The organism is Membranihabitans maritimus (assembly GCF_021729145.1).
Taxonomy (GTDB): domain Bacteria; phylum Bacteroidota; class Bacteroidia; order Chitinophagales; family Saprospiraceae; genus Membranihabitans; species Membranihabitans maritimus.
The window spans coordinates 224,882-251,544 of the sequence record NZ_JAJSLW010000002.1 but is presented as its reverse complement, the minus strand read 5'-3'; the positions used below and the strand labels follow the sequence as shown (position 1 = coordinate 251,544).

Below are 26,663 nucleotides of genomic sequence, written 5' to 3'. Positions count from 1 at the left end.
TATAATTTAAAATGTGCCTATGAAGTGGCTTCCTTCCACGTTTACCAGCTCTGCCCCCCTGGTTACTTCGCCTGTATTGGTATTTATGACATAAATATTACCATTCTCTCCAACTGGGGCCTGGGTAACAAATATTTCATTTTCATATACAGCAAATCCCTGATATTGGAACAAATAAAAATCAGGGTCATACGGAATTTCATCAATTAGTTCTGCTGTTCTGGCCTCTAAATCAACCAATGCAAAAAATCCCTGTGCACCGGCAACGCCTTCTTCAGACCCGTCATGGCGATACGCTAAAACGGCTTTACCATTAGCAGCCGGTCTCCAGGCCAAAATATATGCGCCCTCTACCCCTAAAGCTTCATCAAGGTTAAAATCGTAAGAATCATCATACTGGTTATCGCTATCGATTTTTAATATATGTGAACCTTCAGGATCACTTTGATTTGCCTGGTAAACACTTCCATCGTACAAAAATGCATTAATACTGCGATATCCATTCGTATTTCCATGACCTACACTTGAGGTAATAATAGATGGGTTCAATAAAGACGGATAATCCAATACAATCGTTTTTGACCCTAAAATCTCATAATCATTATCTCTTTCTGCTGTTTCGGGATCGACCTTACTTAGACGGGCACCGATATATATTTTATCTCCTGCAGCATTCAAAACCGGCATATCAATTCTTGAAATATAGTACCCTTGCGCCTCTTCTTCTGCAGTCAAAGGAATACTGTGCTCCTGAAATTCTTTTATTGAAGAATTTACCAAATCCAACGTTACTATCCCCATCGTAGCTTCTGTACGCAAATAAGTATCATCTGTTACATCATCAGGAGTACCATTGTCATCGATTTCATGCTCGGTCGATACATAAACGGCAGCGCCGGTCTGGTCGCCATCAAATAATTTGATCCAGCGTGGGGCCGAGCCTACATAAGGAGCAATACTTACTTCTGAACCCGTCTGCTCAAAATTCTGACCACCTTCTACATTGTACTTAGAGTAATTCCCTCCAGTATCTCCCGCATAACTAATATTGAAAATTGTATTTCCGTCTTCTGATGCCTGTAATCTGGCTGTCCGATTAGACGGGACTATAAAGCCGTTGTCAAAAGGCTCCACTGAGACTGATGGGTCTCTGGCATCCTCACTATCAATGGCATATATTAGTGTTCCTCCATTCCCATCACCGGGATTATCGCCCATCCTGGCTGCAGCAACAGTAATCCACCTGGATTCTGTCGGCTCAGGAGTGGGATCTGGATTTGGTGTAATTTCTTCTTTATCGCAAGACATTAATAGCCATGCAGAGATGGCAATCAGTGCTAAATTTCTAATGGTTGAAAATAAATTTGTCATTTCTTATTATTTAATAATTTAAAATGTATTAATTGAGTAGTTAAATTTCAGGTAGAAAGCTCTTCCCGGCTTTTGGACAGATAGATTATCATAAACCGGTTTATCAAAGACATTCTTGACATCAAAACTGACAACAATATTATTCTTTGGAAAAGCATAACTTATTCCCAAATCCTGTGCCAATTGGTCAGGAACTTTAAAAAAATCATCCCCCACAGTATTCGAGCCCTGAGGAACCAGATAAGAAAATTCATCAGTAAAATACAATGTATAAAAAAGATCGAGCCTTGAGTTTTTCTGAATTAAATCCCTTAAAGAGTACTGGAGGTTTCCATTCATTGTAAAAAATGGGGTATTAGGCACATCAATTTCAACACCTCTGTTTTCTATTTTCAAATCAAATTTAGAAAAGTTGAAATTGAGGAATAATTTTTTTTCAAGGCTATAATTAAATTGGACATCAATTCCTTTTGATGTACCACTACCCTGGTTTACATATAGGATCAACTCATCGTCTACATTTAACGATGTTTCAATGGGAAGGCCAATTCTATCTTTGATATTTCGGGTGAAAATATTTGTAGAGAGCGTAAATTTATGATTGTTGAAATTAAATGCTCCAAACCTAAATCCCAGGTTGTAGTTATTACTCTGCTCGGGGTTGATACTGGCATTTGCAACTACATTATCGCCATCATTCCCAAAAATTTCCGTTTCATTCGGAAGTCGTACGGCTTTCTCTGCTGAAGTCAATAGGGTGATTTCTGGAGTGATAGCATAAGACACAGCAAAACCATACCCCTCATAAACTTTATTACTACTTACCACTTCGTCTACTATTCGTCTATTTCCATCAGAGCTTATTTCAACAGCTGGGTCAATACTCGTTGTTTTTTGTTGATAGTATTTTCCAAATAAGCTTGACTTCAACCTTTCATCAAAGGCATTTAATTCATACGTCAAAGCGACTATATTCTTATATAAATCTCTTGTACCACGAAAAGTATTTTCCAATACGGATCTCAGGATATCACTATCCTCCCTGTCAATCCTGTTATATACATGGTTGATTAATAATTTATGATTGTCATTCAAACTATAGGACAATCCCGTTCTTATCGCAGCTACATTTCTGTTAATTTTGGCCAGAGAAGGACCTCCCTCTTGTTGAGAATCCCAACTATACTGGTATTCATCCCCCCTAAAATCGATAGCTCGCTGTCCATTCCAACTGTATGCCCAACTAACCGTATCATTAACCTGACGGTTGCGCTGGCCATAATATCCATTTAATGTAATATCCAGCCCTTCGGTGAAGAGACTTGCTTTTTTATAAGAAAGATTTGCCAATGTGGCATCGGATGAATAAAACCTACCTTCATAAGGCGTAATAGTCATAAACGCACCGTGTTGAACCTCCTTGTAATCACTGGATCCTGTAAACCCAATAAAAAATTGGTCTGCCCATTCGACTCCGGTATACCCTATCTCTATCATTCCACCTGTCGATCTGTACGCATCATTAAATCTCCTGGCGGTAACAGGAGTTTGAACTCCTCCTAGTCCCGCCACCACAACACTTCTACCGGATACTTTGTAATTGTTGTCAGAATAATTATGAAACCCGGAGGATTTTATGGTAAAGCCTGAATTTTCGAACCGGTATAAACCATTAAAACTTCCCTGTAGCGTGTTGAAAGAACCGTATGATAATGAAGCATTCAAATTACTTCCTGCTGCTTTTTTGAGGACGATATTTATAGCACCTCCGAGAGCATCATCTGACAGGTGACCGGGAACAACACCTTTATACACGTCAATCCTTTCAATCATTGATGGGGGAATACTATTCAGGTTAAATGAAGAACCGAAAGTGGAAAGCGGTATACCATCTATGAAAATGCGTACTGCACTTCCCGACAGTCCGTTTAATGAATATTCAACATTTGATCCCAGGCCTCCATTCTGCCGAATTTTAACACCAACTGAAGTATTTAATAATTCATTTGTCTGGATATTTCGTTGCCCTGCCTTCTCAGTACTGATAGTATTTACAGCAAATCCCTGGGTTTCGATTTCTGCTTTATGTGTCTTAGCCTGAACTACCACAGTTGATATTTCTTCTACTCCCTCATCTAATGTAAAATCAACTGATGTTGCCTTATTTGGCTCTAGTTTTACATTGGTCATTACCGGCTTGAAACCAATATAAGAAACTCGAATCGAATAGCTCCCTGCCTTTACATTCTCAATACTATAACTACCATCCAATCCTGAAACTGCGCCCATTTCTACTGAGTCAATAAAAATGGATGCCCCTGTAAGTGGCTTATTATCTCCGGTATACACGTATCCGTATAAGCTTGTCTCCTGAGCCTGAATACCAGAAGTAACACTTACTAATACATAAAGAAGAAAAATTCGTATTGTATAAATTCTACACACTGTTCTTATTTAGACTAATTTTAAAATGATGCAATATTATCAGAAAATTAGTCTCATAAGTTTATAGAGAAGAAAAAATAGTTTAGGAATTGGAAATTTATTACTTCGATTGCACAAACATACTGGGTTTGACCCCATAATAACTGCTAAAAGCCTGGCTAAAACTACTTAGAGAACTATAACCCACTTTATGTGCTATATCTGAAATAGATAAATTGGATGTAAGAATAAGGTGTTTTGCAAGTGTCATTCTCTTCCTTTTGATGAAAAAGTATATGGTTTCCCCTTTTAGAATTTTAAAACTTGTTTTTAAATACCCCTGGTTAGTTCCTATTTTATTGGCTATTTGGGGAATAGTTAACTTTTGGGATAAATTTTTCAATATGTACTTCTCCGCTTCAGAAACCTTCTCCTCATTCAGCGGGGATCCATCTATTCCCTTGTTGATATACATAGGATTGGAATTGACTAATAGCTGTTGTATCAGGAAAAGTGAATTTGCTTCTATGAGTATTTTCTTTTCAATATTTTGTGGAATGATATCCACCAGTTCAAATAGAATTGATTGTACTTTAAAGTTTAATTTTTGTTTCTTAGTATGATACATTACCTCTTCTTCATACTTATCAAAAAATGCTTGATGTACTTTAATTTTTATTAAAAATGCCTGATTGTTTGTCTGTATTAACGTATCCTCATCTATCATACAAAATTCAAAAACAAAATCACCTCTTTTTTTAAATATCCTTCCATAAGAGGAAATTGTAGTATTGATTTTACAAATAGACAATTCTATATATTCCGAAATTTGAATACATCTTTCCATCGCTCTAGGCTACAAATCATTATTTGAAATGACGTCAACTAACTAAATTGAAATAAAAAAAACTAAATTGAGTCCACTTTGCAAAATAAATGCAAAAACCAGTCAATTATACTTTATAAATATAACAAAATTTACGTGCATTTCTTCCTTTCCATCCAATTGCTGTAAATAGTATCTACTATATTTGAGCCGTTTAGTTAGAAGTTTGTATGGATGGAACATAATATAGGAAAAGCCTCAAAAAATGAATATCCTGAAATCATTCGGATATGGGAAAAATCAGTTCGCGCTACTCATCACTTCCTGAAAGAGGAAGACATCGAATACTATAAACCTTTAATATTGGATAAATATCTGGATATTGTAGAACTGAGCGTCCTTAGAACTGAGAATGATGAAATAGTTGGATTTCTGGGAACGACTGGAAAAAATATTGAAATGCTGTTCATACATCCGGACTACTTCGGAATTGGTCTGGGAAGATTGTTAGTGGAATTCGCCATTGAAAAACTCGGGACCAATACAGTCGATGTAAACGAACAAAATGAAAGGGCTGTTGGGTTTTACAAGCACTGCGGTTTTACGGTCACAGAACGCTCCGAATTAGATGCTACTGGAAAGCCGTATCCAATACTACATATGAAATTGAAATAATTGCAATTTACTCATCCGATGTGGAAAGAATAGAATTATATGTCGTAGAATCTGACATTATTTCTATCGCTTTATCAATCTGTAAGTCATGTCTCAACGAATACAAAATTTTCCCTTTTTGCAAATAATACCTGCTCGCTATTTCCTTTCCGATTTCTTGCTGGATAACATCTTTGTACTTTTCCAACTCCATTTCCTTATCCTTAGAAAGTTCCGATGAGATAGATGTAATTTGCTTTGAAAAGCGTTCCTTATCATTCAATTCATCCACAAATTTGTCTAATGACTTTTGTAAATCGGATTGGTATTGAAACTTGTTCGCTTTGAGAAAATTCAACCAATCTTTGTAATCATCATATTCAAATTCAGCAGCTTCCGGAATCTCTTCGTGATTCAAATAATATTCATTGGCATAATAAAAGATCATATTATTCTCCTGAAGGTGTTTTAATATTTCAGGATTTAAATGTTGCGGTAATTCAACATCTGGTTTGACCCCACCACCATCCAAAACAGTCCGACCCTTTTCCGTTTTGAATTTCGTCCTTAGAGAATCCGGGATCATTATTGGCTCCCCTTCTTCATCGTATTCTACAGATTGAATACATCTGCCACTGGGGATATAGTATTTGGATGTCGTTAATTTCATTTGGCTATTATATGGCAGGCTTCTCGTTATTTGCACAAGACCCTTCCCATACGTTCGTTCGCCTAATAATACAGCACGATCATAATCCTGTAGTGCACCACTTACAATTTCCGACGCAGAAGCTGAATTTTCATCGACAAGTACAACCACAGGAAGTTCCAGTGTAGCTGCATCTTTCATAGTCTTATATGATCTTTGCTCTTCTTTTATTTTACCTTTTGTGGAAACAATCACTTTATTTTTCGGAAGAAACACATTGGACACTTCAACTGCTTCACGAAGCAATCCTCCTCCATTTCCCCTTAAATCAAAAATAATTCCTTTCAATTCGTGGTTATTCATCATTTCCAACAACGCGCCGCGAACATTTTTTCCTGCATTTCCGGTAAATGTACTCAGTGCAATGTAACCATAACCATCCTTGATAACTCCCGAATAAGGAACATTTTTAATATTAACTTCTCCTTTTTCAACCGTAATCTTTTCAAGTGCCCCAGTGCCATATCGCTCAATTCCCAATACAACTTCTGATCCACCGGTTCCCAACAAAATATCTTTTACCTCTTCATTGGATTTTCCCAGAACGTCTACCCCATCAACGCTCAATATTCTATCACCGGCCCTCAACCCGGCTTCCACTGCAGGACCTCCTTCATAGGGTTCAATAATCGTAATTGCATCTTCAATTTTTTTGATCCTGGCACCTATCCCATCGTAGGTTCCTTCCGTCTGAAACCGGTAACTTTCAATTTCTGATTCCGAATAAAACCTTGTATAAGGATCAAGGGATTTCATCATGGCCTTTAATCCGACATTAATTATAGTGGAGGGGTCCAGTTCCTCAACATAATGCTTATTAAGATTTTTGTAGACATCTGCAAAAATCTCCAGATTCTTCGTTATCTCAAATGCTTTACTTTGTATTGGTTGATTGACAAAGGAAAGCCAGGGCATTAGGAAGAATATAAGCAGAAGTATATTTCGTGAAAACTTCATAAGATTTTTGGTTTTGCAGTATTAAATATTTATCTATTCGTTTGCAATGGGAAAACTTCCTTTCGTTGCACTCCGCTTTACAATTTATGTAAAAATTGACGGACTACATTATAAAAACGGTTTGGATTGTCCGCATGTATCCAATGACCCGCATTTTCAATAATATTTAACTGATACTGCGGGAACAAGGGCGCAATTATACTCCCGTCTTCTTCAGCTAAGTAGTGAGATTTTTCCCCTTTTATAAATAAAGCAGGTTTTGTAAACGAGTTTGATGAATGGAGAGCACGTATTATTTTTTCATAATCCTTTTCCAATACCTCTTTGTTAAATTTCCATTCAAAGCCCGTAGAAGAACGCTTTAAGTTCTTGGATAAAAAAAGCACAATTCCCTTATCGTCTAAATATTCAAATAATTTTTCCTCCAGCTCTTTTCGCGAAGTCACATTTAAGTTCAACGCGTTCATTGCCTCAAAAATTTTATCATGCCCCCTGGGATACGCTTTAGGTGCCATATCTGCCACAATTATCGAATTAAGCCGGTCAGGAAAACTAAGCGCTGTTTGCATGGCAACCTTGCCACCCATGGAATGACCTAATAAACAGACATCAAAAAGGTCGTGTTCTTCCAAAAACCGGTTTACGTCTTCTGCCATCTCCGGGTAAGAATGAGAAGATGTATGGGGGGATTTTCCATGATTTCTCAAATCGACAAGGATCACGTTAAATTCCTCTGACCACTTGCGCCCCAATGTTGCCCAATTGTCCAGCGACCCAAACAATCCGTGAAGGATAACCATAGGCTGGCCTTCACCCAATGCGCGATAATTTAATTTCAACATAAATTTTTACTTTTATCAAACAAGAATTGAACCACATTTAAGCAATATATGTTTATCATAACCTATGCCATTTAAATTAGAATCCTCATATTCCCCCACTGGTGATCAGCCGGTAGCGATTGATCAGTTAACTTCTGGAATCAATGCAGGTGATGAAGCCCAGGTGTTGCTCGGGGTAACAGGTTCCGGAAAAACGTTTACCATCGCAAATGTAATTGAGAAAGTCAATAAACCTACATTGGTGATTACTCACAATAAGACCCTGACAGCCCAATTGTACGGAGAATTTTGTGATTTTTTTCCCAATAACGCTGTAGAATATTTTGTTTCCTACTATGATTATTACCAACCCGAGGCTTATATTGCTGTATCAGATACTTTTATAGAGAAAGACCTATCAATTAATGAAGAAGTTGATAAATTAAGGTTGCGCGCTACATCTTCTTTACTGTCTGGAAGGAGAGACGTCATAATTGTAGCATCTGTTTCTTGCATATACGGCATGGGGAACCCGGAAGACTTCAAAACGGGAATTATACGAATCCATGAAGGTAAGGTAATTACGAGAAATTCATTCCTGTATCAATTAGTAGGCAGCCTATATTCGAGGACCGAGAACCAATTTAACCGGGCAACTTTTCGAGTCCGTGGAGATACGGTAGACATTAATTTACCTTATGTAGACTATGGGTACAGGGTTACATTTTTTGGTGATGAAATAGAGGAAATTGAGAGGATTGAAATAGAAACCGGAAAGCGCATTGAAAATCTCGAACACGCAGCCATATTTCCTGCAAACTTATACCTTGCACCAAAAGATAGAATCAATGGTATTATTACCCACATCGAAGATGAACTCAGAGAACAGGAGAAATATTTTGAATCTGACGGAAGGTATTTCGAAGCCAAACGCATTCACGAAAGAGTAACATTTGACCTGGAAATGCTCCGGGAATTAGGATATTGCAATGGGGTAGAAAATTATTCGAGGTTTTTCGATGGAAGAGAGCCCGGATCCCGTCCATTTTGCTTACTGGATTACTTTCCCGAAGATTACCTAACCGTGATCGATGAAAGCCACGTTACTCTTCCGCAAGTCCGGGGCATGTGGGGCGGTGACAGGGCGCGCAAAATGAACCTGGTAAACTACGGATTTCGCCTTCCTTCAGCCATGGATAACCGACCTTTAAATTTTGAAGAATTTGAGGGGATGACCAATCAAATAATTTATGTAAGCGCTACTCCGGGGGATTATGAATTGGAGAAAACAGGGGGACTGATTGTAGAGCAGGTAGTTCGCCCTACCGGATTGCTTGATCCACCAATTGAAGTTCGCCCGAGCTACAATCAGGTAGACGACTTATTAGATGAAATCAACCAACGGATCAATAAAAGCGAAAGGGTCCTGGTTACTACGTTGACTAAAAGAATGGCCGAAGAATTGACCGATTACCTGCAAAAAATAGATATTAAATGTCGGTATATTCACTCAGAAGTTGACACACTTGAACGCGTAGAAATTTTACAGCAATTAAGATTAGGGGTTTTTGATGTACTGATTGGAGTAAATTTACTAAGGGAAGGGCTTGACCTGCCGGAGGTTTCACTGGTGGCCATTATTGATGCAGATAAAGAAGGGTTTTTACGGAATGAACGTTCGCTTACCCAAACGGCCGGTAGGGCTGCGAGAAATGAAAACGGGCTTGTCATTTTTTATGCGGATAAAATGACAGACTCCATGCAAAAAACCATCGATGAAACCAACCGGAGAAGGGCTAAGCAAATAGCGTACAACGAAGAACATAATATATCCCCGAGAACGGTATCCAAAACAAGGGAAGAGATCTTGAGCTCAAAATCCATCCTTGATATTCGAGGTAAAAAAGCTTATACCGGGCCTACGGAAGCTGCGACAGAAGCAGCCGACCCCATAGTGGAGTATATGAGTAAAGACCAACTGGAAAAAGCCATAGAAGCCACAGAAAAGAAGATGAAAAAGGCTGCTGCCGATCTCGATTTTATTTCTGCTGCTCAATACCGAGATGAAATGATGGCACTGAAGAAGAAGCTTTAGAAAGTCCTGGGGTTTCGAGCTTTGAGTTAATCTTTTACTTTCTCGTAACTCATAGCTTTTTGGAAACTACTAATTTTCCACTACAGCTAAAAAATGTTGTAATCTTGAAAATGGGAAGGAATTTACTTAACTTTATACACTTGATGATAAAATAATAATGACATATGGTAACGGGAAATAAAGAGATGAGCGGGTTAAATGAGGTACAACTGAGTTTACTTCGAATTTTTAACCGAGAAATGACCTATGAAGAATCTGTTGAAATCCGTGATTTGTTAGTCGATCATTATTCCAGGAAATTGAAAGAAGAAGTGAATAGAGTTGTTGAAGCAAAGGGTATAACAAGTAAGGATTACCAAAAGCTGCGTGATCAATAATTTAGGCTATGTCGTTTCCAAAGTTAAAATTAGTCATTGATACTAATGTTTTAATAACGACAATTAACCGTTCTAACCCTGAATTTATTATCTACCAAGCTTTTGAGGAAAAGAAGTTTAATTGGGTGGTAAGTACTGAAGTTTTATCTGAATACGCTGAAAAATTGACAAACTTTTACTCTGAAAAAACAGCAAATTTTGTTCTTGGTATTCTTTGTTCAGCTACTAATGTAATTTTTGCAGAACCACATTATAGGTGGGGTTTGATAAAAAAAGACCCCGATGATAATAAATTTGCCGATTTAGCACTATCTGCTTCAGCAGATGCATTAATAACTTTCGATAAACATTTTGACATTTTTAAAGAATTAACTTTTCCTCCACTAAATGTTTTACACCCAAAGAAATTTAAATCTTTTGTTTATGATTAAATTATAATTAGTCATATTGAATGGTTTTTTTAAAAGCTCAATCTTCCTTTGTCTGAGCCGAGAGTTTCGAGCCTTGAGTCCGGGGTTTCGAGCTTTGAGTTAATCTTTTACTTTCTCGTAACTCGTTGCTGGCAACTCCCATCCAATAGTTCCTGTAACAATATACCAAAGCATAATTTCTTCAATCTTCCCAACTTAGCTTGCCCATGCCCACATTGAAATTGACAACATTTTTATTTTTGGTAATTAGTTGTCTGGAATTTGGTAATTAAATATTAATTTTTTATTAAATTTGACTTATAGTTAAATCTCATTTAGACAAAGTATCCATTAACTTTAATGAATACAAAACATATGAAATTATAGATTTAACACTCTGATTGATACAAAAATTACATTCATTTTTATTAGATCATCCAACCGGGCAAGTTGGATACAAACATGTGCATTATGAAAACAAAATTTTTACTATTAACCCTATTTGCCGTTTTGGCGAGTAGTTTTTCCTTAATCGGACAGGAAAAAAGAATCGAAGGATCGGTCACAGATGAAGACGGCCTTCCTCTTATCGCTGCTAATATTGTGATAGTCGAAACCGATGAAGGGGTCGTGACTGATTTTAATGGCAAATACAGCCTTATGGCCGAAGAAGGTCAAACCCTACGCTTTTCTTACGTCGGTTATCAAAGCAAAGAAGTGGAAATAGGAGACCAGTCAACCATAGATGTGGTTATGATGGAAGGTAATGAGCTTAATGAAGTAGTGATTACTGCCCAGAACATTTCCAGGGATAAAAAAGCCCTGCCTTATGCAGTCGAAAATATTGATGCAAAGGACCTGGAGGTTTCTGGCCAGGACAACCTGGTAAATGCTATGCAGGGGAAGGCTACGGGCGTACAAATTACTTCAAGTGGTGGCGGTCCGGGACAGTCATCTAGAATTGTTATACGAGGAATTAATTCGCTGGACCCGGGAGCCAATAACCAACCCCTGTTTATCGTGGACGGAGTGCCCATAGATAATTCTACATATACCGTCGGTGGAGGAGAAAGTCGAAATATGTCCAACAGGGTAGGGGACATTAACCCCGATAACATAGAATCCATGAGTATTCTGAAAGGAGGTGCAGCAACAGCATTATACGGTGTACGAGCTGCCAATGGTGCTGTAATTATCACTACCAAAAAAGGGAAGGAAGGTAAATTAACCGTTGACTACACTTCTACCTATGGCATTGAAGAGATTAACAAACACCCGGAGACACAAAGAAAGTACACACAGGGATATCTGGGAAGTTATGACCCTAATTCTTTCTGGCCCACATGGGGACCATCCATTGAAGAAGCAAAATCAATTGACCCTTCGCATCCTGATATCTTGTACAATAATTATATAAACGGGTATCAAAAAGGAAATAAGTGGCGAAACACTCTTGCCATGGGAGCAGGCACAGACAAATCAAACTTTAGGTTGTCTCTCTCAAACCTCGATCACGTTGGGGTATTGCCTTTTTCCAATTATGGAAATTTATCAGCCCGGTTTAACGGAAGTATTCAAGCTACCGACAAGGTTAAAATCGATGCCGGTATTAGTTATATCAATTCAGGTGGAGACCGGGTAAATGCTGACCGTTATAATGAAAGTCTAACCTATTGGTCTCCCAGGGTCGATGTTAAAGATTTTGAATTTGAAGACGGTACAATGAAAGGCTATCGCAACGACGGTGCCGTAGGAAATAATCCTACCTATGGAGCCAAGACCAATAAGTTGACAGACGATGTAGACCGGTATATTGGAAACTTCAACATAAATTACCAGGTTACGGATTGGTTTGGTATTAATTATCGCTTGGGACTGGACCAATACTCTGATTTTAGATACAGAAGAGCACCAGGTCCCACAGGCATTGAAGGTGAAAATGTCCACGAAGATAATGGACTGGGATTTGTCGAAGAAACAAGGATGAGAAGCCGGGATATAAACTCTAACCTGATGTTGAATTTTAATCACGAATTCTCTGACAAAATACAGGCCAACCTATTGCTTGGGCATGATCTTCTGGACCAATCTTATAACAGGATTTCCACAGAAGGAGAGGAACTAAGTGTATGGAATTGGCTCAGCATTAACAATGTCAACCCCGAAACGCTATCTTCTTCTACTTATCTCTCCCAAAAAAGACTGATTGGTGCTTTTGGGGAAATATCTATTGATTATGACAGGGCTCTGTACCTTACCATAACCGGTAGGAATGACTGGAGTTCAACATTGCCAATGGAAAACCGTTCCTTCTTTTATCCTTCCTTTAGCCTGGGATACGTATTTACTGAACACTTTGAACCTTTTCAGGGATTTTTTGACTTTGGGAAAGTACGGTTGTCCTATGCTGAAATCGGAAAAGATACAGATCCCTACAGAACAAATGTTACGTATGGAACAGATGACATAGGTGCCTTCACTAGACAAAATACAAAAGGTTCTTCCACTCTGTCTCCGGAGCGCACGTCTACTTTTGAAGCAGGCCTTGAACTATCTGCAATAGGAAGCCGGGTAGGCCTGGACTTCACCTACTACAACCATGTGAGTGAAGATCAAATCGTTCCCGTACCTACTTCCGAAACGACCGGGTTTACGACTTTTATCCTAAATGCAGGATCAATTAAAAACCAGGGTGTAGAAATAGGGTTAGATGTTACCCCTATTAGAACAAACAACTTTAGCTGGGACCTTCGATTCAACTATACTTCCAATAAAAATGAAGTATTGGAGATCATCGAAGGCGTAGACCAGATCTTCCTGGGCAGCCACTACGGTTATGCAGGAGCCACGGCTTCTTTAAATCTGGTACCAGGGGAAGCATACGGAAATATATATGGTACAAGTTATGCACGATATAATCCCAACCCTTCCGATCCTAAATTCATTGATGAAGACGCCCCCATTTTAATCGGAGAAGATGGGTTCCCGGAGCGGAATACAGATCAGCTTATACTCGGAAACACCCAACCCAAGTGGTTTGGATCTTTATCTACTACTTTTACATGGAAGGATTTGACACTAACGGCTCTTTTTGATACCCGCCAGGGGGTCCAAAAGTACAATCAAATGGACAACTTCTTTGCGGCTTTTGGAATTTCACCATACACTCTTGATCGTGAAGACATGGTCGTTTTTGACGGAGTCCTGGCAGACGGTTCACCAAATACGATGGAGGTTTTTAAAGGACAGGGCGTGGGACCTGATGGTGTGGACTATGGAGCTGGTTTTTATCGTAATGTTTACCGCGGTATCACTGAAAATTTTGTAGAAGACGCCGACTGGGTTCGATTGAGAAACCTATCGCTCTCTTATCAGTTGCCTATGAAGTGGTTTGAAACCATTCCAATGAAAGGAGCACGCGTCAGTTTTGTGGGAAATAATTTGTGGTTGAGTACACCGTTTTCTGGGTATGACCCGGAAAGTAACCGGGCCAATGGCAACGGGGACGACGGCTTTGGAGGTTTTACATATCCCGCCGTGAAAAGTTATAATTTCTCAATTAACGTATCCTTCTAAAAAGACATAAAAATGAAAAACTATATAATAAATGCGATTGTTTTTTGCAGTTTGATTTTCACTATGGGCTGTGAGGAATACCTCAATGTTAATGATAATCCCAATGTAGCTACCAGTTCACCGATCGACGGACTTTTGAACAGGGTAACGCACCAGACTCCTGTTAATGCATACAGGGTAAGTAATGGGTACACTTCTTACTTTACTCAGTATTTGGCATCCCCCAACCAGGGATCCCCAACAGATACATATGACGAAGTGAATTATTCAACAGCCTGGGGAAACCTGTATGGTGTAATGACAGATGCTTATGACCTAATCAACAATGCGGAAGAGCAGGGAGCTGATTTATATGCCGGGGTAGGCAAAATCATAATGGCGATCAATCTCTCATACGTAGCTGATAGTTGGGAAAGTGCACCTTATTCAGAAGCTTTTTCAGGAGAAATTATCCAACCCGGATACGATAGTGGCGAACAAATTTACAACACCGTATTATCCCTGTTAGACGAAAGTATTTCCCTCCTTAATTCAGGGGGTGAGACTCGTGCCATTACCGCTTCAAAGGATTTATTTTATGGAGGAGATGTAACCCGATGGATTAAATTAGCGAATGGACTGAAAGCACGATATTTGAATCACTTTTCCAAGCAAGGCTCCTACGATCCCGCAGTTGTTCTTTCTGCCCTTGGCAGTGGTCTCCAAGGGAATGAAGATGATGCCGAATTAACTACCTTTGATGTTCGTAATCCATGGGCTGATGTAGCTATTGACAATGACAACCTGGTATTGGGCGGATGGCTTTCCGAGCAGTTTATTGATGCGCTAAACGGGACAACTTTTGGCGTTTTCGACCCCCGGCTTCCGTTAATCACCGAACCTTTTGAAGAAGACGGGGAAACCACCTTTCTTGGCACACCCAATGGTGCGGGCCGAAGAGGGGATGGAACCGTGCAGGTAGAATGCTACCTGGAGACATCAGGATTTTATTCAAGCGAAGAAGCTCCTTTATTGGTATTTACCTATTCAGAGCAAAAATTTATCGAAGCGGAAGCAGCCTTCCGCACTGATGACAAGCAACGGGCGATGGATGCTTTTGTAGAAGGCATCAAGTCCAATATGACCAAAATTGGTGTGTCTACCGAAGACCAGAATGCTTTTATCGCAGACAAATACCCGGGTTTATCTGCCGGGAACCTTACCTTACTCGATATTATGAACGAAAAGTATATTGCACTTTTCCTCAATCCTGAAACCTGGAACGATGCGAGAAGGTTTGACTATCAGTACACTGATTTTGAATTGCCCGAAGGTGCACAATTACCGGATTTTATCCGTAGACTGCAATTCCCCGACACGGAAATGTCGAGGAATGGATCCAATGTCCCCGAGATCTCCGGATTGACTGATCCGGTGTATTGGGATAATTGATTTAGCATATACGTTATAGATCTAAATTACCCGGGGAACTTTAAATGGAGTGCTCCGGGTTTTTTATTGTAATTCTTCTAACCATTCTTTTAATTCCAGTTCTTAACCCGAAATTGAATACAACATAAGGTTAGCCCCAATGGGATGCCCATGGCATAAGGCTAAAAGTGCTAACAAAATAAAGATCTTGTCAGGTCGCGAAGGACTTATTGGGAGAGTCTGTTCCTGACAATTTAAGGAAAGATCGTCAGGTCAGTCCCGTCACATAATGATCCCTTTGGGGGGCATTAACTGCGGGATGACGAGAACCGTGATGTGGTTTTGTTAGATAGAAAAATTAACCGAATTTTTCGCCCGATGGTTGAAGATAGTGGTTCTAGCACCGCTAGCAGGCTACAGACGATTAATGTCTGCATGATGCCAGAATCTTAAGGCATTGAATAAGAAAGAGTTATACAACTCTAGACAGTATTTAAATTTTTAATCATTCCTCAAACCAGCCTGTATCCGGCAGGTTTGGGTGCTAAATATTTTGAAATTGCCTGGGTTAATCCTGGCACGATTAATTGTATATCAATTAATTACAATCAATCATCGCCATTATTCATGATCTTGTCATAAATAAAGCGAGTTAAGAAGATAAAGTCCGTTTGATACATTACCTGTCGAGATGCTGATTGATTCATTTCTCATTTGTTCTTTTTACGCTGACACGGGATTCAGATCCATTCCGTGAATACAATAATTACAGGATGCACAACCTTCTCTTCACCTGGCGCGATAGACATATGTATTTACCTTTACTTTAGCTACTGAATCGAATAGTTTATCTCCAAATTCCCTTCATCGGCTTTGTACGGATCAAAAATAAAATGTCGGGTTCCTTTACTTCTCTCACCTCCATAAAAATCAGATCTAAATACCGTATCAATAGTCCCGAAAAGCTTTATTCTAAAACCCTCCTTCCACATTTGTACATAAACCGAATCATTGACAAATCCGTTGATCTTGACAAAGTATGTTGAATACGATTTATTTGGTTTGGCTACCAGGGAATCTACAATTCTTTGATTAAAATCCTCAATTACTACCGTTTTGGAGACTTTTGATCCAAAGTAATCGGAGAAGGTAACGTACAGCCACACCCCTCCGGCAACAAAAACCAGAAACAGAACTAGTATTAAATTTTGCATTTTTCGATTCATTACGTTTGTATTTTAGAACAAGCAAAATCTACACAAACTCTAAATGCCCATACCTCTCCTCTATCTCCTCTTCCAGCCAATATGGAAAAATATAATTAGCCGCATAGGTAAGAATGCAGTAAAGGGCCAAGAATATCGAAAGGGGAATAATAATAGTGTCAGAAACCGGAATATATTCGAAGCGGATATCGTCAACAAATTGTACAAAACCCCACAAAAACCCAATGGGCTGTGCCAGGGCCATTGGAACAGTATTGTAAAATGAATCAATGACTAAATATTTACGTCTTTCGGGATTTTCGAACTGTCTGTCATGAGGGGATTTACTTCTCAGCACAACTGCCAATAGCCATATAAATAGCAACATTCCGAGTATACCCATAGCCCCGGTAAAGTGAAGAATACAGTAAAACAACCCGGACAACCCAAACGTAACAATTACCTGCGGTGGCCTGAAATACTGCAATAGCCACCTTCCGATCCTACGTGTCCAGTACCGGTTCATTTGCTTTTGTTTGATGGCTACCAATTGCGCAAACCCGGTTACGGGAAATCTCGCATAAACTTTAGCCAATGCATCAGTGAAAGTGATTTCCGGATTAATTCGTTGAATTTCTTCAATGGCTGTAGCCAGGTGATCCACGATCTCGTATTGGACATCCCGGTAACGTACATATTTACCCTTCACAAATTGGAATAACTTGTCTATTTCATTTGGACCGAGTTGTGGTACATCCTCTCTCATGATAATGCAATATTCAGGTGGGTGTATTTTTGGTCAATTTCTTCAGCTAGCCAGGAAGGGAAAATATAGGTAGCAGCATATGCCACTACACAATACCACGCCAAAAACAGGGAAGCTGGAATCAGAATAAACTGTGGAACAAAGTGAAATGAAATCTGTAGAATCAGTAAAGCTGCCAGTGAGGGATGTAGAAATGGTTCTCTGAAGTTTAAAGGAAAACCGTCTAAATAGGAAAAAACTACCCAGTATTCTCTTTTTAAGCTAACCCACTCCTTTTTCCTGCGCGGCGGATAAATTTGTAAAAATCTAAGATATGCGCTTATTGCCACCAGGCTACCTACTACTCCAAAAATACCGTAGTAGTTCACTAGCAATATGAAAACCGTAGCAAGTAAGATAGTAATTAATACTTCCCCGAAACCAAAAAATCGCTTTACCCAAATCCAACCTTGCCTTCGGCTTTTTCGATCCATTTCGTTTTTTATTTTCGTTACCCAATTAGCAAATCCTGAAACGGGAAATCGGGCATACACTTGAGTCAGGGCATTTTCAAACGACACTTCAGGATCCTTTTGCTGGATTTCTTCAATGGCTGTAGCCAGGTGGTCTACGATCTCGTATTGTACATCTTTGAAGTCGACGTATTTGCTTTGTACAAAGTGGAATAGTTTATCGATCTCTTCAGAACTGAGTTGTGGCTTATTTTTCATGTCAATGATCGGTTAGTGGGGTGAAAAATAAGTTGGAGGGCACTCATGTATCGATCCATTTCAGTGAGCGCTGAAGCAGTTTCTCCTTTCCCGCTTTCTGTCAAACGGTAGTACTTCCGGTATCGATTCCCAATTGACTTCGTATGGGTTTCCAATACTCCTTTAGCTTCCAGTCGGTGGAGTGCCGGATACAGTGCCCCTTCAGTCAATTCAATTTCTCCTTCGGTCAGTTCCTTAACCGCACGCGTCATTTCATATCCGTACATTTCATCGTTTTCGGATAGCAGCTTTAGGATGATGGAATCCAGTGTTCCCCGCAATAGTTTCGAATTCATAAAAGCAAATATACATAAAAATCTTAGGTAAGAGCCTGCACACCGGGATCAATGTCCGTTTACATTAATACTTGATTACTATGTAATAGTTTCACTTACTTTAATAAATGATTATATTTAATAAAACTTCCAATTCAGAATGCTGAACAAAAAAAGATAATCGAGTTTAGAATTCTAAATCCACATAAAATGTAATAATTCATCAAACCCGTGACATCATTCCAGCTCCGCAGACTGTGCCCAGATATTGATGGCCCCATCTTTGGCATATTGGTCGATCTCCTTTAATTCATTTTCAGAAAAATTAAGATTGTCCAACGCACCAATACAGTCCTCTACCTGCTCCGGCTTGCTGGCACCGATCAGGGCAGAAGTCACCCTTCCCTTTTTGAGTACCCAGGCTATAGCCATCTGCGCCAGGGATTGTCCCCGTTTTTTTGCTATTTCATTGAGGGCACGTATATTTTCCAGATTTTGATCATTGAGGAAATCCGGGCGAAAAGAGGGTTTGTCCTTTCCGGCCCTGCTGGTTTCCGGCACACCTCCCAAATACTTGTCGGTCAACATACCCTGTGCCAGCGGGGAAAATACAATAGAACCGACACCTTCTTCTTCCAGCGTATCTAATAACCCGTCGTCTTCGACCCAGCGATTGAGCATGGAATAACTCGGTTGATGGATGAGGCACGGGGTTCCCAGTTCTTTCATTATAGCAACAGCTCTCCGGGTTCTATCCGAATTATAGGAAGAAATTCCTGCGTACAAAGCTCTTCCGGATCGCACTATATGATCCAGTGCCATCATGGTTTCTTCCAATGGGGTATTAGGATCAAAACGGTGGGAATAAAAAATATCTACATAATCCAACCCCATTCTCTTCAGGCTCTGGTCGCAACTGGCAATCAAATATTTTCGGCTACCCCATTCGCCATAAGGGCCAGGCCACATATCATAACCGGCTTTTGAAGAAATAAGAAGCTGGTCGCGATATCCTGCAAAATCTTCCTTCAGAATGCGACCAAAAGATTTTTCTGCACTGCCGGGGGGCGGCCCATAATTATTTGCCAGGTCAAAATGCGTAATACCCAGGTCAAAAGCCCTTCTACAAATGGCTTGCTTCCGTTCATGGGAGACATCATAACCGAAATTATGCCACAATCCCAAAGAAATAGCTGGCAACTTCAATCCACTCTTCCCACAATAATTATAAATCATATTTGAATATCGCTGATCCGAAGGCTTCCAATTCATATTTTATTCTATTATCTTTCAAAAGTTGAAAATCGCAATATCTCCAAAAATAGAAAAACTTTAAACACCTAATTAATAATCATCCGATGAAAAATCTATTTACCCTGATCCTTTGTTTAGTATCCGCAAACGTTTTATTGTATAGCTATGAAAGTAGGAACTTACTCCAAACGAAGATTACACCGGAAGAATTGAAATCGGTCCTGCAGACCCATAAAGAATGGGTTCCGTATCCCAGCTATAAGGATAGAAAAGGTTGGGATAAATTAACAAATGGCATAAAGTACGATTTGATTTCCAAAGGAGAAGAATATCTCGATTACGATTGGAAAGTAGTGAAATTTACCGATTATACCGAATTTGAAAAAAGTGGCTCAAGAGTAATAATGCAACGACCCTTTGGTCAAAACAATTCAGCCATGGCTGCTTTAGTAATGGCAGAATTGGCTGAAGGGAAGGGACGTTTTATAGATCAAATTATAAATGGCACCTGGTTTGCCTGTGAAATGACTACATGGGTGCTTTCGGCACATTTACCCTCTTTTCAGTCCAATGGAAGGTCTGTTCCCGATCCATATGAATACACTATTGATTTAACTGCAGGAGATTTAGGTTCTTTTTATTCGTGGGTATATTATTTTTTCAAAGATGAATTTGATAAATCCAGTCCCTTAATTGCTAAAAGACTTCGTCATAATATAGAAGACCGCATTTTAACGCCGTACATGGAACGAAGTGATTTTTGGTGGCAGGCACTTGATGGAAGAGAAGGAAGAATGGTTAATAATTGGAATCCCTGGTGCAATTTTAATGTACTAACCTGCTTCCTTCTAATGGAAGAGGATCCGGACCGGTTGGCAAATGCCGTTTACAGGTCGATGCGCTCGGTAGATGAGTTTATCAACTACACCCATGAGGACGGTGCCTGTGAGGAAGGTCCTTCTTATTGGGGCCATGCAGCTGGAAAAATGTTTGATTACCTTGATATTCTATCGATGGCTACTTCCGGAAAAGTAGAAATATATGACCAACCAATAATTCACAACATGGGAGAGTACATCGGTCGATCTTATGTAGGTGACGGATGGGTTGTAAATTTTGCTGATGCTTCAGCAAGGGGAGGGGGTGACAAATATGTGATTTACCGATATGGGAAATCTGTAGGCAGCGATGAAATGAAACATTTTGCCGCCTATTTATTCCACAGAGACCAAATGGACAAATCCATTCCCAGCGGTCGGGACATATTCAGGAGTTTAGAGGCTTTGCTTGTTCAGCCAGAGCTAAAAGAAACAAAACCAGAATTGCCCAGGTTTCAATATACCTGGTATCCGCAAACTGAATTCTGTTATTTCAAAACAGAAAGTGGCTTTTATTTCGCCGCGAAAGGGGGGTATAACGGAGAAAGTCACAACCATAATGATGTTGGAACTTTTTCGCTATATCTGGACAATATTCCCTTTTTTATAGATGCCGGAGTAGGAACCTACACACGGCAGACCTTTAGTAGCGAAAGGTATTCTATCTGGACTATGCAGAGTAATTACCACAATCTTCCGGTAATTAATGGGTATGCTCAAAAAGAAGGTAGTGAGTTTAAAGCAACCGGGGTAGACTTTGACCCCGGTAACCCCTCATTTTCATTGAACCTGGCAAAAGCATATAAACCAGAAGCCGGCATTAAAGAATGGAAACGATCTTACAGTGTAAACGATAAAGATGAAATTGAAATCAGAGATAAATTTGAATTAAATAATCCTGAAATAAATAATGAAATCAACTTTATGACCTGGTCAAAGCCAATAATTGCTCATCCTGGTGTTATAGAGTTACGAAAGGACGGAAAGTCCGTTCAACTTTCTTATAATGATAAAATTTTTGAGGTTCGTTCAGAAGCAATATTTATTGACGACGAAAGGCTTTCAAGGGTTTGGGGAGAAAGAATCTATAGACTCACATTGAAGGCAAAAACGTTAAGTACAAACGGAAAGTACTTTTTCAAGATTTCAAAATTAGATTAACAGAACAAATAAATTAAATAAATCAAACCGGAACTTACTAATTGTTTTACGATTCATAATATAATATTTTATCAATTTTCAATTCTATTAACATTAAGCAAATTTTATTTCGTTCTATAGAAACTACTCATTACCTTTTCACTCTCCTATCCCTTACCCCTTTTAAGGACTACAATCCCAGAGGCTTTCGCAGAATAATGACAACACTACCTTTTAATATAGTTGATTTTAAAAATAATATGTCAAAGGTAATCTCCTGACGACAAACCTCCGGACACAATAGGAAATTAGAATATATTTACACCCTAAATTGAGAGGCGTGACACAACACTAACAAATTAGCATTTATTCCATAACGACCTCACAATTAATATTTTGCCATTTCGAAAAAACGCGAAACCTGACGTATGTTCAATGCCCACCCTGAACGTCATAGCAATTGCAGGCTGAGAAACCTGTACGAAAAATATATTGTTTTGCCCGGATTAAATCTTTTATGGCACCAACCAGCACTCGCCAAATATACATGCTTTCAGATGGAAAATGAGGTAAATCAAATGTAGCTGCCCTGACTGTCCTTACGCTGTATTCTACGGTAGTTTCGTGTGTCCTTATCAGGATAAAAAGCATAGGCAAAGTAATATATTCACCCATTCTTTCAAATCTGGAACTGATTTCGCACTAAAGAAAGTCCTAACCCTGTCAAAACAGCGATCCTTGTTCCGCAATAGACTATAAATTGTCTCCATTGTAGTCAACTACTTTTGTCGAAACTAACTATTCCCAGGTGGGTGAATTCTAAATTTTCATCGAATTCAGCCTTCTAATTAACATCAAACGACTCCCAATACTTATGCAGAAATTTGTATATTCAACGGCAAAGGTCATAAAGAACATGATAAACATTACAAATAAGATCTTTGTGATTATTACTACTATATCTGATTGCTACACAAGACTTCACTCTTTAAAATCACCTGGTAATTTTCAAAACACTGAGAAAAGTATTGGCTGGGAAAGATAATTTCCAACCAAGGAAAACTCATAAGATAGGCCCCTATATCCAAAAACAGCTAGCATAAAACCAAAATATTAATCTACAATATTGTTAAACCACGATATTTACCACCACAGAAACACTCTATCAAACGTTAATTAAAAGGATATAAAAATAATTATTTAACATTTATTTTAGAATATGCTTGAAAAGTACCACGATAAGTGTGAAAAGTACATGAATTTAAGTCAAACAATATGATATTTTTGACATGAGATATAATGAAGTATTTATTTTCGATTTCTTAATTTTGTAAAAACTTTTTATATTAGACAAACACTATATGATGTAATAATTGTAAAACCACAATAATTATATGGATGTGAAGATAACTCTCTAACTCTGATAAATAACTTTAATAAACTTTAGGCATTTAATAATAGCTTAAGTAGTAGCTATTATAAATTAAGTTTTATTCTAATCATTTGCGCAAACGTTTGTGCAAATGCGTGATACTTGTATGTTTTTTATTAAATAAAATTAACTTTCAATGAGAAGACTAATTTTTATGTTAGCATGGGTATTATTAGCAATACCTATTCTACATGCCCAAAATACAGTGGATATTTCGGGTAATGTTACTGACGAAGAAGGCCAGGCACTTATTGGCGTAAATGTAATTGTACAGGGTCAGACCACAGGTGCATCTACAGATTTTGACGGGAATTACTCCCTTGAAAACGTAGCTTCTGATGCTGTCCTTTTATTTACGTATATCGGTTATCAAAGTATGGAGATTCCGGTAGAAGGTAAGGCTGAAATTAACGTTTCACTGGAACCCAACCTAGAAACACTCGACGAAGTGGTGGTAGTGGGTTATGGTTCTCAGAAAAAGGTGAATCTTACAGGAGCCGTTTCATCTGTCACCAGCGAGGCGCTTGAAAACCGGCCTATCCCCAGTGTAGGGCAAGGATTACAGGGGTTGATCCCCAATCTCAACGTCTCTATCAGGAATGGTGACCCTACGCGATCTGCCGATTTCAATATCAGGGGATTTGAATCCATCAATGGTGGATCCCCACTAATCCTGGTAGATGGGGTGCCTATGGATCTTGAGCGTATCAATCCAAATGATATAGCGAGTGTAAATGTACTAAAAGATGCTTCGGCAGCAGCAGTTTACGGTGCTAGGGCAGCATTCGGTGTTATACTGGTAGAAACCAAGAAAGGTAAACAGGGAAAAGTAAATATTCAGCTTTCTACTGAACTTTCAGAAGCAAAACCCATTTTCAACATGGACCCGGTTACGGACCCATATGAGTTTGTGAAAGCAAGAAACAATGCCAGTATGAGAACTAATGGTTCTCCAGCTTTCAACGATGAATTTATAGAAAATGTGAGAAAATATTCTGAAGAAGGAGGGCCTGCCTGGGGCGTACAAGACGGTGTTTTGCAATATTACGGATATAATAATTATCAGGACCGTTTGATGACAGAATTTGCTCCCCAGCAAAAATATGACCTCAGCGTGTCAGGAGCTACAGAAAGTGCCAACTATTACGTGTCATTTGGTGCTTTAAATAAAGCGGGATATCTGGATCATGAAAACAATGAAAGCTTTCAACGGTACAATGCGTTAATGAAAGCAGACTTTCAAATCAACGACTGGTTAAGTCTCGACGAAAAAATCGTATTTAATGCCCAGATAAGTGACAAACCCCACTTTTATAACTGGGATGTCAACATAAATACAGTAGCCAGGGTAAATCCCATTTTGCCCATTGACTTTCCGGACCTGGAATACTACCTAACGCCCGGAGACCGATCCGAATATGAGCAATATATAGGTATGCACTTTGCTAGTTTGAACTTTTTCCCGTATCTGGATCAGGGAGGAAGGGAAACCTTTACGGTCAATGATACATGGTTGTCACAGGGAGCGACTCTAACCCCTTTGCCCGGCTTGAAATTCCGAGGAGAATTTTCTTATAATACGTATCACAGAGATTATCAGGATGTCGCGAGCAAAATTGATGTAATTGAAAACCAAGACCTAACTAACTTGATCATAGGAAACGGGTTTAGTGGGAATGACTGGATTGACAATCGAAATAACTACAACCAGTACTTTGTATTAAACACATATGCAGAATACCAATTGGATCAGTTTAATAATCATTATCTTAAAGCAATGGTTGGTTTCAACCAGGAATGGGGTAAGAACTCCTACACTCGTTCCCAGGCCAATACGCTTATTACGCCTCTTATTACTGATCTAAATGCAACGACGGGCAATCAACAGACGTTTGGAAGTAAATCCCATGTTTCTTTGAGAGGAGCCTTTTACCGATTGAACTATATTTATGACGATAAATATTTATTTGAAGCTAACGGAAGATACGATGGCACTTCAAGGTTTCCAAAGGATGATCGTTTTGGTTTCTTCCCTTCCTTCTCAGTGGGATGGAGGATCTCAGAAGAAAACTTTATGGCGGCTACCCGGGATTTTATGAGTAACCTTAAAATAAGAGCCAGTTATGGAACGCTCGGGAACCAACTACTGGGTAATAATTACTATCCATATATATCTACTATGGGAATAGGTACATCTCCATATATGATGTCTGGTGGAACCAGAACCCCTTATGTTTCGGCAGCAGGACTGGTAAGCCCTACACTAACCTGGGAAACTGTTATCTCAAAAAACTTAGGGGTAGATTTTACCATTCTTGACCAGCGTTTGGATGCTTCCTTTGATATATACACCCGTGAAACAAAAGACATGTTAACTGATGTAGAATATCCGAATATTCTGGGAACCGATGCACCTCAAGCCAATGCAGCAGATCTGGAAACCAATGGATGGGAAGCTTCCTTGACCTGGCGGGATGATATTGGTGGTGATTTTAATTATAGAGTAACTTTAGCATTGTCAGACTGGCAAACAACTATCACAAAGTATGATAATCCTACAGGTGCACTATCCGAATACTATGAGGGACAAAAAATAGGAGAAATATGGGGATATGAGACTGTTGGTATTTTCCAAACGGATGAAGAAGTAGCGTCTTCTCCGGATCAAAGCGAAGTACCGGATGGAGCCAACTGGCGAGCCGGAGACATCCGCTATGCAGACCTTAATGGAGATGGTAAAATCAGTCCTGGTAAAGAAACATTGGATGATCCGGGCGATAGAAAGATTATTGGGAATTCTACACCGCGTTACAGCTTTGGAATCAATTTAGACCTTCACTACAAAAACTGGTCATTAACATCATTCTTCCAGGGAGTTGGCAAAAGGGACTACTGGCCATCAGCCAATAACTGGACATGGTTCTTCCCTTTCAATGCAGGACATGTAGAATGGTATTATATCACTGATACCTGGAGCGAGGACAATCGGGACGCTTATTTTCCAGCACCACATTTTTCAACGAATACAAAGAAAAATTTACAAACACAATCAAGGTTTATTCAGAACGCAGGTTATATGCGATTAAAAAATCTCACTTTGAGCTACAACTTTAATTCCGATTTTACCCAGCGAATAGGCATTGGCGGGATTAGGTTGTATCTAGCTGGAATGAATCTATTTGAAATGACAGGTATGAGAAAACCGTTGGATCCGGAAAACTTACATACCAATGTATTATCAGGTGAAGATTTCAACGGTGCTGTAGAATATCCTCTGCAACGAATTTTTTCTCTGGGTGCTAACGTGACCTTCTAATTAAATAAAAAATAGCGC

19 protein-coding genes are annotated in these 26,663 nt (G+C 39.1%); 8 read left to right on the top strand and 11 right to left on the bottom strand.

The window, feature by feature from the left end; translation table 11 throughout:
• Positions 1–6: 6 nt before the first annotated feature.
• The 3 genes from LVD47_RS03025 to LVD47_RS03015 form a co-directional block, all read right to left on the bottom strand.
• Complete coding sequence (locus LVD47_RS03025; RefSeq protein ID WP_439651981.1) at positions 7–1,308, bottom strand: DUF4374 domain-containing protein; 1,302 nt, start codon at positions 1,306–1,308, stop codon at positions 7–9.
• Between the two features lie 81 nt (positions 1,309–1,389).
• Entirely contained in the window at positions 1,390–3,816 is a 2,427-nt protein-coding gene (locus LVD47_RS23975) for a TonB-dependent receptor (RefSeq protein ID WP_236974060.1), read from the bottom strand.
• Positions 3,817–3,916: 100 nt separating this feature from the next.
• Positions 3,917–4,642 carry a helix-turn-helix transcriptional regulator gene (locus LVD47_RS03015; RefSeq protein WP_236974059.1) on the bottom strand — a complete coding sequence of 242 codons (726 nt, stop codon included), beginning with the start codon at positions 4,640–4,642 and terminating at the stop codon, positions 3,917–3,919.
• A gap of 213 nt (positions 4,643–4,855) precedes the next feature.
• Between LVD47_RS03015 and LVD47_RS03010 the strand changes: the two genes are divergently transcribed.
• Positions 4,856–5,296, top strand: a complete 441-nt coding sequence (locus LVD47_RS03010; RefSeq protein ID WP_236974058.1) for an acetyltransferase — start codon at positions 4,856–4,858, stop codon at positions 5,294–5,296.
• 7 nt (positions 5,297–5,303) lie between these two features.
• On the opposite strand, the gene LVD47_RS03005 is transcribed toward LVD47_RS03010, so the two are convergent.
• Both LVD47_RS03005 and LVD47_RS03000 read right to left on the bottom strand, forming a co-directional pair.
• Positions 5,304–6,941, bottom strand: a complete 1,638-nt coding sequence (locus tag LVD47_RS03005; protein ID WP_236974057.1) for a S41 family peptidase — start codon at positions 6,939–6,941, stop codon at positions 5,304–5,306.
• Between the two features lie 77 nt (positions 6,942–7,018).
• Positions 7,019–7,783 (bottom strand): alpha/beta fold hydrolase, encoded by a 765-nt coding sequence (locus LVD47_RS03000; RefSeq protein WP_236974056.1) that lies wholly within the window; start codon positions 7,781–7,783, stop codon positions 7,019–7,021.
• A 64-nt stretch (positions 7,784–7,847) separates the two neighbouring features.
• On the opposite strand from LVD47_RS03000, the gene uvrB reads away from it, so the two are divergent.
• The 5 genes from uvrB to LVD47_RS02975 all read left to right on the top strand — a co-directional run bounded on the left by uvrB (position 7,848) and on the right by LVD47_RS02975 (position 15,651).
• Positions 7,848–9,857, top strand: coding sequence for an excinuclease ABC subunit UvrB (gene uvrB / locus LVD47_RS02995; RefSeq protein ID WP_236974055.1), 2,010 nt, complete (start codon positions 7,848–7,850; stop codon positions 9,855–9,857).
• A gap of 164 nt (positions 9,858–10,021) precedes the next feature.
• Entirely contained in the window at positions 10,022–10,234 is a 213-nt protein-coding gene (locus LVD47_RS02990; protein WP_236974054.1) for a DUF8507 family protein, read from the top strand.
• 8 nt (positions 10,235–10,242) lie between these two features.
• Positions 10,243–10,665 (top strand): putative toxin-antitoxin system toxin component, PIN family, encoded by a 423-nt coding sequence (locus LVD47_RS02985; RefSeq protein WP_236974053.1) that lies wholly within the window; start codon positions 10,243–10,245, stop codon positions 10,663–10,665.
• A gap of 450 nt (positions 10,666–11,115) precedes the next feature.
• Positions 11,116–14,220 (top strand): SusC/RagA family TonB-linked outer membrane protein, encoded by a 3,105-nt coding sequence (locus LVD47_RS02980; protein ID WP_236974052.1) that lies wholly within the window; start codon positions 11,116–11,118, stop codon positions 14,218–14,220.
• Between the two features lie 12 nt (positions 14,221–14,232).
• On the top strand, positions 14,233–15,651 hold the full coding sequence (locus LVD47_RS02975; RefSeq protein WP_236974051.1) for a SusD/RagB family nutrient-binding outer membrane lipoprotein: 1,419 nt from the start codon (positions 14,233–14,235) through the stop codon (positions 15,649–15,651).
• Positions 15,652–16,460: 809 nt separating this feature from the next.
• Here the strand turns inward: LVD47_RS02975 and LVD47_RS02970 are convergent.
• The 5 genes from LVD47_RS02970 to mgrA all read right to left on the bottom strand — a co-directional run bounded on the left by LVD47_RS02970 (position 16,461) and on the right by mgrA (position 19,897).
• Positions 16,461–16,856, bottom strand: coding sequence for a hypothetical protein (locus LVD47_RS02970; protein WP_236974050.1), 396 nt, complete (start codon positions 16,854–16,856; stop codon positions 16,461–16,463).
• Positions 16,857–16,884: 28 nt separating this feature from the next.
• A complete protein-coding gene (locus tag LVD47_RS02965) occupies positions 16,885–17,601 on the bottom strand; it encodes a hypothetical protein (protein ID WP_236974049.1) in 717 nt (238 codons plus the stop codon).
• Positions 17,598–18,311, bottom strand: coding sequence for a hypothetical protein (locus LVD47_RS02960; RefSeq protein ID WP_236974048.1), 714 nt, complete (start codon positions 18,309–18,311; stop codon positions 17,598–17,600). The genes LVD47_RS02965 and LVD47_RS02960 overlap by 4 nt, the downstream gene beginning before the upstream one ends.
• Entirely contained in the window at positions 18,308–18,646 is a 339-nt protein-coding gene (locus tag LVD47_RS02955) for a PadR family transcriptional regulator (protein ID WP_236974047.1), read from the bottom strand. The genes LVD47_RS02960 and LVD47_RS02955 overlap by 4 nt, the downstream gene beginning before the upstream one ends.
• Positions 18,647–18,862: 216 nt before the next feature.
• Entirely contained in the window at positions 18,863–19,897 is a 1,035-nt protein-coding gene (gene mgrA / locus LVD47_RS02950) for an L-glyceraldehyde 3-phosphate reductase (protein WP_236974046.1), read from the bottom strand.
• Positions 19,898–19,983: 86 nt separating this feature from the next.
• Here mgrA and LVD47_RS02945 point away from each other — a divergent pair, with 86 nt between their 5' ends.
• Positions 19,984–21,918 (top strand): heparinase II/III domain-containing protein, encoded by a 1,935-nt coding sequence (locus LVD47_RS02945; protein ID WP_236974045.1) that lies wholly within the window; start codon positions 19,984–19,986, stop codon positions 21,916–21,918.
• A gap of 411 nt (positions 21,919–22,329) precedes the next feature.
• Here LVD47_RS02945 and LVD47_RS02940 read toward each other — a convergent pair whose 3' ends face one another.
• Positions 22,330–22,572, bottom strand: coding sequence for a hypothetical protein (locus tag LVD47_RS02940; RefSeq protein WP_236974044.1), 243 nt, complete (start codon positions 22,570–22,572; stop codon positions 22,330–22,332).
• 893 nt (positions 22,573–23,465) lie between these two features.
• On the opposite strand from LVD47_RS02940, the gene LVD47_RS02935 reads away from it, so the two are divergent.
• Complete coding sequence (locus LVD47_RS02935; RefSeq protein ID WP_236974043.1) at positions 23,466–26,645, top strand: SusC/RagA family TonB-linked outer membrane protein; 3,180 nt, start codon at positions 23,466–23,468, stop codon at positions 26,643–26,645.
• Positions 26,646–26,663 lie beyond the last annotated feature (18 nt).

Excerpts from the sequence above, each read along its gene's own strand:
- LVD47_RS03025 (WP_439651981.1), bottom strand. The coding sequence starts at position 1,308 with ATGTCTTGCGATAAAGAAGAAATTACACCAAATCCAGATCCCACTCCT.
- LVD47_RS03015 (WP_236974059.1), bottom strand. The coding sequence starts at position 4,642 with ATGGAAAGATGTATTCAAATTTCGGAATATATAGAATTGTCTATTTGT.
- LVD47_RS03010 (WP_236974058.1), top strand. The coding sequence starts at position 4,856 with ATGGAACATAATATAGGAAAAGCCTCAAAAAATGAATATCCTGAAATC.
- LVD47_RS03005 (WP_236974057.1), bottom strand. The coding sequence starts at position 6,941 with ATGAAGTTTTCACGAAATATACTTCTGCTTATATTCTTCCTAATGCCC.
- LVD47_RS03000 (WP_236974056.1), bottom strand. The coding sequence starts at position 7,783 with ATGTTGAAATTAAATTATCGCGCATTGGGTGAAGGCCAGCCTATGGTT.
- uvrB (WP_236974055.1), top strand. The coding sequence starts at position 7,848 with ATGCCATTTAAATTAGAATCCTCATATTCCCCCACTGGTGATCAGCCG.
- LVD47_RS02990 (WP_236974054.1), top strand. The coding sequence starts at position 10,022 with ATGGTAACGGGAAATAAAGAGATGAGCGGGTTAAATGAGGTACAACTG.
- LVD47_RS02985 (WP_236974053.1), top strand. The coding sequence starts at position 10,243 with ATGTCGTTTCCAAAGTTAAAATTAGTCATTGATACTAATGTTTTAATA.
- LVD47_RS02980 (WP_236974052.1), top strand. The coding sequence starts at position 11,116 with ATGAAAACAAAATTTTTACTATTAACCCTATTTGCCGTTTTGGCGAGT.
- LVD47_RS02975 (WP_236974051.1), top strand. The coding sequence starts at position 14,233 with ATGAAAAACTATATAATAAATGCGATTGTTTTTTGCAGTTTGATTTTC.
- LVD47_RS02970 (WP_236974050.1), bottom strand. The coding sequence starts at position 16,856 with ATGAATCGAAAAATGCAAAATTTAATACTAGTTCTGTTTCTGGTTTTT.
- LVD47_RS02965 (WP_236974049.1), bottom strand. The coding sequence starts at position 17,601 with ATGAGAGAGGATGTACCACAACTCGGTCCAAATGAAATAGACAAGTTA.
- LVD47_RS02960 (WP_236974048.1), bottom strand. The coding sequence starts at position 18,311 with ATGAAAAATAAGCCACAACTCAGTTCTGAAGAGATCGATAAACTATTC.
- LVD47_RS02955 (WP_236974047.1), bottom strand. The coding sequence starts at position 18,646 with ATGAATTCGAAACTATTGCGGGGAACACTGGATTCCATCATCCTAAAG.
- mgrA (WP_236974046.1), bottom strand. The coding sequence starts at position 19,897 with ATGAATTGGAAGCCTTCGGATCAGCGATATTCAAATATGATTTATAAT.
- LVD47_RS02945 (WP_236974045.1), top strand. The coding sequence starts at position 19,984 with ATGAAAAATCTATTTACCCTGATCCTTTGTTTAGTATCCGCAAACGTT.
- LVD47_RS02940 (WP_236974044.1), bottom strand. The coding sequence starts at position 22,572 with ATGGGTGAATATATTACTTTGCCTATGCTTTTTATCCTGATAAGGACA.
- LVD47_RS02935 (WP_236974043.1), top strand. The coding sequence starts at position 23,466 with ATGAGAAGACTAATTTTTATGTTAGCATGGGTATTATTAGCAATACCT.